Origin of the sequence: Umezawaea sp. NPDC059074 (assembly GCF_042738955.1) — a bacterium.
Lineage (GTDB): Bacteria > Actinomycetota > Actinomycetes > Mycobacteriales > Pseudonocardiaceae > Umezawaea.
Window position 1 is genome coordinate 1 of record NZ_JBHYHC010000261.1, and the last position, 5,427, is coordinate 5,427.

Annotated in this window: 6 protein-coding genes; 1 reads left to right on the top strand and 5 read right to left on the bottom strand. The window is 71.1% G+C overall.

From position 1 onward, the window contains the following. Positions 1-36: 36 nt before the first annotated feature. The 5 genes from ACFWW9_RS45700 to ACFWW9_RS45720 form a co-directional block, all read right to left on the bottom strand. Positions 37-1,323 (bottom strand): MFS transporter, encoded by a 1,287-nt coding sequence (locus tag ACFWW9_RS45700; protein WP_390389862.1) that lies wholly within the window; start codon positions 1,321-1,323, stop codon positions 37-39. Between the two features lie 31 nt (positions 1,324-1,354). Next, the gene (locus ACFWW9_RS45705) at positions 1,355-1,627 is read right to left on the bottom strand and encodes a muconolactone Delta-isomerase (protein ID WP_390389865.1); all 273 of its coding nucleotides are present in this window, start codon (positions 1,625-1,627) and stop codon (positions 1,355-1,357) included. After that, positions 1,627-2,472 carry a catechol 1,2-dioxygenase gene (gene catA, locus ACFWW9_RS45710; RefSeq protein ID WP_390389866.1) on the bottom strand — a complete coding sequence of 282 codons (846 nt, stop codon included), beginning with the start codon at positions 2,470-2,472 and terminating at the stop codon, positions 1,627-1,629. Before catA ends, ACFWW9_RS45705 begins: the two co-directional genes overlap by 1 nt. 24 nt (positions 2,473-2,496) lie before the next feature. After that, complete coding sequence (locus ACFWW9_RS45715; RefSeq protein ID WP_390389869.1) at positions 2,497-3,597, bottom strand: mandelate racemase/muconate lactonizing enzyme family protein; 1,101 nt, start codon at positions 3,595-3,597, stop codon at positions 2,497-2,499. Positions 3,598-3,688: 91 nt separating this feature from the next. After that, complete coding sequence (locus ACFWW9_RS45720) at positions 3,689-4,573, bottom strand: LysR substrate-binding domain-containing protein (RefSeq protein WP_390389871.1); 885 nt, start codon at positions 4,571-4,573, stop codon at positions 3,689-3,691. A 70-nt stretch (positions 4,574-4,643) separates the two neighbouring features. On the opposite strand from ACFWW9_RS45720, the gene ACFWW9_RS45725 reads away from it, so the two are divergent. After that, on the top strand, positions 4,644-5,267 hold the full coding sequence (locus tag ACFWW9_RS45725; protein WP_390389873.1) for an alpha/beta hydrolase: 624 nt from the start codon (positions 4,644-4,646) through the stop codon (positions 5,265-5,267). The last annotated feature ends 160 nt before the right edge of the window (positions 5,268-5,427 follow it).

The window sequence follows — 5,427 nt, forward strand, 5'->3', positions numbered from 1 at the left end:
CCCCAGCGACTCGCTGGGGCCCTGAAAGCGTTGGTGCTAAGCGGCGAGCGCGACGCTGTCCCGCTTGGCGGCGCGCACGGGGATCAGCGCGGTGGCCGCCAGCCCGACGACCGCGACGGCGGCGAACAGGTAGAAGTTCCACGTCGCCGACAGGCCCGACCCGAGGATCAGGCCGCCCGCGATCGGGCCGAGGATGGCGCCCAGCCTGCCGAAACCGAGCGACCAGCCCACGCCCGTGGCCCGCGCGGACGCCGGGTAGTAGCGGCCGACGTGGACGTTGATCAGGTTCTGGGTGCCGATCGTGCCGTACCCGGCGACGGCGAACAGCGCGTACAGCGCGATCGTCGGGGCCTTCAGGCTCAGCAGGCCGATGCTCACCGCGGCCAGCAGGAACGCGGTCGCGATCACCGGCTTCGAGCCGATCCGGTCGGCCGCTCGGCCGCCGAGCACGGAGCCGACGATGGAGCCGAGGTTGAACACCAGCAGGAAGCTCAACGCCGACCCGAGCGCGTAGTCCTGCGCCCGCATGATCTGCGGCAGCCAGGTGTTCATGCCGTAGACCATCAGCAGCGCGCAGAACGTGGCGATCCACAGCAGCACCGTGCCCCGCCGGTACTCGCCGGAGAACAGCGTCCGCACCCCGTCGTACCAGCGGGCGCCGGCGGGCGGCGCGGGCGGGACGGCGATCCCGAGCCGCTTCGCCAGCGCCGCGGCCTCGTCGGTCCGGCCGCGGGACACCAGGTACTCCAACGACTCCGGCAGGTACCTCAGCGCCAGCGGCACGATCAGCACCACGGGAGCCGCGCCGATCAGGTACATGACGTGCCAGCCCAGCGCCGGGATCAGCGGGATCGCCAGCGACGCGGCCAGGATGCCGCCCACGGCGTACCCGGACTGCATCACCACGTACGTCAGGTTGCGGTGCTCGGCGGGCGCGTACTCGATGATCAGCGCGCACGCGATGGGCATCAGGCCGCCCAGCCCGATGCCGCCGAGGAACCGCAGCGCGCCGAACACCTCGGGGGAGGGCGCGGCGGCGCACAGCGCGGTGAAGACCGAGAACCACGTGACGGAGCCGATGAGCGTCTTGCGCCTGCCGTACAGGTCGGTGATGGTGCCGACCAGCAGCGCGCCCACCAGCATCCCGATCAGCGCGTAGCCGCCGATGCGGCCCGCCTCGGCCGGGCCGATCTGCCACTCCTTGAGCAGCGAGGGGATGGTCGTGCCGTACACGACCAGGTCGTAGCCGTCGAAGGCGATGGCGAGGCCGCACAGCCCCACCACGAGGCCCAGCGCGCGTCGGGAGATGTTCGTCGTTGGCATTCCCCGAAGTCCTTTCTCCGTGCCGATCGGGTCAACTCAGGGGGATGGCCGACGGGTGGTCCGCCAGCGGGGTGACGTCGATCCTCATGTGCGGGAACAGCGGGAGGCCCCACAGGATCCGGTGCAGCTCGTCGTTGTCGGCGACGTCGAAGACGCTGAGGTTCGAGTACTTCCCGACCACGCGCCACAGGTGGAGCCACGTGCCCGCGCGCTGGAGTTCCTGGCTGTACGCCTTCTCCCGCGCCAGCACCTCGGGGTCGAGGCCGGGCGGGAGGTCGACGTCCATCCGCACCGCGAACAGCATCAGGCGGGGTCGAGCACGAAGTCGTAGCGGGCCTCTTCGCCGTCCGGCGCCACGTCGGGGCGCAGCACCAGCTCCGGCTTCACCGCGGACGCGATGTCGTCGGCCACGTGCTCGTCACCCTCGAAGTAGAGCTGGGTCGTGATCGGCTGGCACCCCGCGGCGGACACCTTGAGGTGCAGGTGGGCGGGCCGCCAGGCGTGCCAGCCCGCCGAGCGGATCAGCGCGCCGGTCGAGCCGTCGGTCGGGATCTGGTACGGCGCGGGGCGGATCGTGCGGATCCGGAAGGTCCCGTCGGCGTCCGCGGTGACGGTCCCGCGCAGGTTCCACTCCGGCAGCCCTGGCGCGAACTGGCTGTAGAACCCGGCGTCGTCGGCGTGCCACACCTCCAGGGTCGCGCCCGCCAACGGGTTCCCGGCCACGTCCCGCACCCGGCCGTGGAACAGCAGCGGCGTGCCCGCCTCGTCGGCGCGCATCGGCAGCGTCGCGTCGGCGTCGAGGGCAGGAGCGCCGGGCACGTAGTACGGGCCCTCGATGGTGCCCTTGCTGCCCTCGCGGTGCTCGCTCGCCACCTCCTCCACGACCGACTCCACGAACACGTCCAGGAACAGCGGCCACTCGCCGTCCGCGCCGACCTGGATCAGCCACGCCTTCAGCGTGTCGTACTCCTCGTAGGTCACGTGGTGTCGCCGGATCACGTCGTGCACGGCGGACAGCACCTCGGAGGCAAGGGCGGACACCCGCTCGGGGCTGGTGTCCGGGCCCGCCTTGGCCTTCTCGACGAACTTCTCGGTCGCGGCGCCGCCGGACGCCGCCGCGGTGGCCTGGTACTCGGTCGTCTGGGTCATGATCGGTCCTCGTGGTGGTGGGGTTCAGTCCTGGCGGTAGTGCGCGAGCTTGTCCTCGTCGATCGCGATGCCCAGCCCCGCGCCCTCGCGGACGCGCAGCGTGCCGTCGACGATCTCCAGCGGTTCGGCGAGCAGGTCGTCGGTCATGTCGAGGAAGTTCGAGAGCTCACCCGGCCTGCGCGAGGTGGCCTCGAACGCGGCCCCGAACGCGGCGGAGCACAGCGTGCCGACCTGGCCGTCGATCTGGTTGCCCAGCACGACTTCCGCGCCGAGCCCCTCGCACAGGAACAGCACCCGCTGCGAGTAGGTGAACCCGGTGCGGGCGGTCTTGACGCTGATCCCGTTGGCGGAACCGCCGAGCAGTTCGCGGGTGACCTCGCCGGGCCGGGCGGTGCTCTCGTCGGCGAAGATCGGGATGCCGCTGCGCGCCACCAGCCACCGCCTGCCGAGCACGTCGTCGGCGGGGCACAGCTCCTCGGCGAACGTCAGGTCCACGTCTTCCAAGGCCCGCAACGCCCGCAGCGACTCCGCGGCCGTCCAGCCGCGGTTGCCGTCGACGTACAGCTCGACGTCCGGGCCCAGCGCGGCGCGCAACGCCTTGCAGGCGGCCACGTCCAGGTCGATCGGCCGACGGCCGACCTTCACCTTGAACGTCGTGACGCCGTGGGTGTCGCGGAAGCGCTCGGCCTCGGCGACCATCTCCTCGGCGGGGGCGAACCCGACCATGTGCGCCACGCGCATCCGGTCGGTGAAGCCACCGAGCAGCTCGGTGACCGAGATGCCGAGCGACTGCCCGATGAGGTCCCACAGCGCCATGTCCAATGCGGACTTGGCCGTGGGGTTGCCGACCGTCCGGTTCAGTCTGCTGTGGACGGTCTCGCGCTCCAGCGGCGACAGGCCGATCACCTGCGGGGCGAACAGGTCGTCGATCACGGCGGTGATGGACGCCTGCGTCTCGCCGTAGGTGAACGGCCGCGGCGGCGCTTCCGCCGTGCCGACGAGTCCTTCGTCGGTGTGGACGCGGACGAGCACGTGCTCGGCCGCGTGGACCTCGCCGCTCGCGAACCGGAGCGGCTTGCGGTAGGGGATCGCGAAGGGGATCGTCTCGATCCGGCTGATCTTCACCCGGTGCCTCCTCGAGCTGGTCACCAGAGTGTTGCCCCGCATTTCATCCGTGTGAAGGACACAGATGATCGCGATTGAGACCTCCGGCGTCCTAGTGCACGAGGTGCAGCGCCCGCTCGCGCACGCGGGCCACCTGCGGTGACGGGTCGTCCACCCTGGTCGCCACGGCCAGGGACACCTCGGCGTCCGTGCCGGTCAACGGGCGGAACACCGCGCCGGTGATCCTCAGGTGGCTGACCGACGCGGGCACGAGCGCGACCCCCATCCCCGCGGCCACGAAGGACACCAGCGTCGACGTCTCGGCCACCTCCTGCACGACCGCCGGGTCGAACCCGGCGCGCTGGCAGGCGTCGAGGACGGCGTCGTGGACCACCGACCGGTGGTGCGACGGGTAGCAGATGAACGGCTCGTCGCGGAGGTCCGCGAGCCGCACGGTGTCCAGGGTGGACAGCGGGTGGCGTTCGGGGAGGACGGCGATCAGCGGCTCGCGGCGCAGCACGCGGACGTCCAGGCCCAGCGCGTGCACCGGCGGGCGGAGGAAGCCCAGGTCCAGCGTGTGGTCCAGCAGGGCGGACACCTGCTCGCGGGTGAGCATCTCGCACTTGAGGTCGAGGTCGAGGCCGGGGAAGTCGTCCCGCAGCACCCGGACGAGCGTGGGCAGCAGCTCGTACGTGGCCGAGCCGGTGAAGCCGATCGCGAGCCTGCCGATCTCCCCGGCGGCGATCCGCGCGGCCTCCTCGCCCGCCGCGTCGACCGTGGCGAGCACGGCGCGGGCCCGTTCCAGGTAGCGCTCGCCCGCGGGGGTCAGCTCGACCTTGCGCGTGGTGCGGGTGAGGAGCCGGACGCCCAGTTCCGCCTCCAGTTGCCGGATCTGCTGGGACAGCGGCGGCTGGGCGATGTGCAGGCGGTCGGCGGCTCGGCCGAAGTGGCATTCTTCCGCCACCGCGACGAAGTAGCGGAGGTGCCTGAGCTCCATGGACGGAGGGTACTGCCCGCGTATGCTTCTCGTGTAGTCACTATCTGACTGGTCAAGCAATGAGGTGGGCATGGGCGCGTTCGGTGATCCGGTGGTGCTGTGGCGGGGCTCCGACGACCCCACGGCGCCGCTCGTGGTGCTGCTGCACGGGCGAGGCTCGAACGAGGCGGACTTCGTGGACCTGACCGACCACCTTCCGGTGGGGTTCGCGTACGCGGCCGTGCGCGGGCCGGTCGATCTCGGGGGCGGGTACGCGTGGTTCGAGAACCGGGGGATCGGGAGGCCGATCGCCTCGTCGCTGGCCGGGACGATGAGGTGGTTCCGGGCCTGGTTGGACTCGGTCGCTTCGGGGGGTCGGCCGGTGGTGCTGGTCGGGTTCAGTGGTGGGGCGGCGTTCGCGGGTGGGTTGTTGTTGGACGATCCGGCTCGGTATGCGGGGGTGGGGGTGTTGTGCGGGACGTTGCCGTTTGATGCTGGGGTGTCCGTTGAGCCTGGGCGGTTGGCGGGGGCGGCTGTTTTCGTCGCCCAAGGGGTGTTGGACCACGTGATCCCCGGTGAGTTGCTGGATCGGACGTGGAAGTACCTGCATGGTGACTCGGGGGCGTTTGTGGTGTCGCGGCGGGATCTGGTGGGGCATGAACTGGCGCCGGAGGTGCTGGCGCACCTGGCCGAGTGGGTGGCGGGGAGGGTTTGAGCTTGGGTTTCGGTGGCTGTGGGTTTCCGCGTGGTTTGGTCGGTGGCCGCTGGTTCCGACGTGGTTGGTTAGCGGCTGCCGGTTCCGGCGTGGGTCTCTCGGCGGCTGCGATTTCCAGCGTGCTGTGGCCGATTTGACATGGGGACCCCTCATTTCGGCC

Excerpts from the sequence above, each read along its gene's own strand:
- catA (WP_390389866.1), bottom strand. The coding sequence starts at position 2,472 with ATGACCCAGACGACCGAGTACCAGGCCACCGCGGCGGCGTCCGGCGGC.
- ACFWW9_RS45725 (WP_390389873.1), top strand. The coding sequence starts at position 4,644 with ATGGGCGCGTTCGGTGATCCGGTGGTGCTGTGGCGGGGCTCCGACGAC.
- ACFWW9_RS45700 (WP_390389862.1), bottom strand. The coding sequence starts at position 1,323 with ATGCCAACGACGAACATCTCCCGACGCGCGCTGGGCCTCGTGGTGGGG.
- ACFWW9_RS45705 (WP_390389865.1), bottom strand. The coding sequence starts at position 1,627 with ATGCTGTTCGCGGTGCGGATGGACGTCGACCTCCCGCCCGGCCTCGAC.
- ACFWW9_RS45720 (WP_390389871.1), bottom strand. The coding sequence starts at position 4,573 with ATGGAGCTCAGGCACCTCCGCTACTTCGTCGCGGTGGCGGAAGAATGC.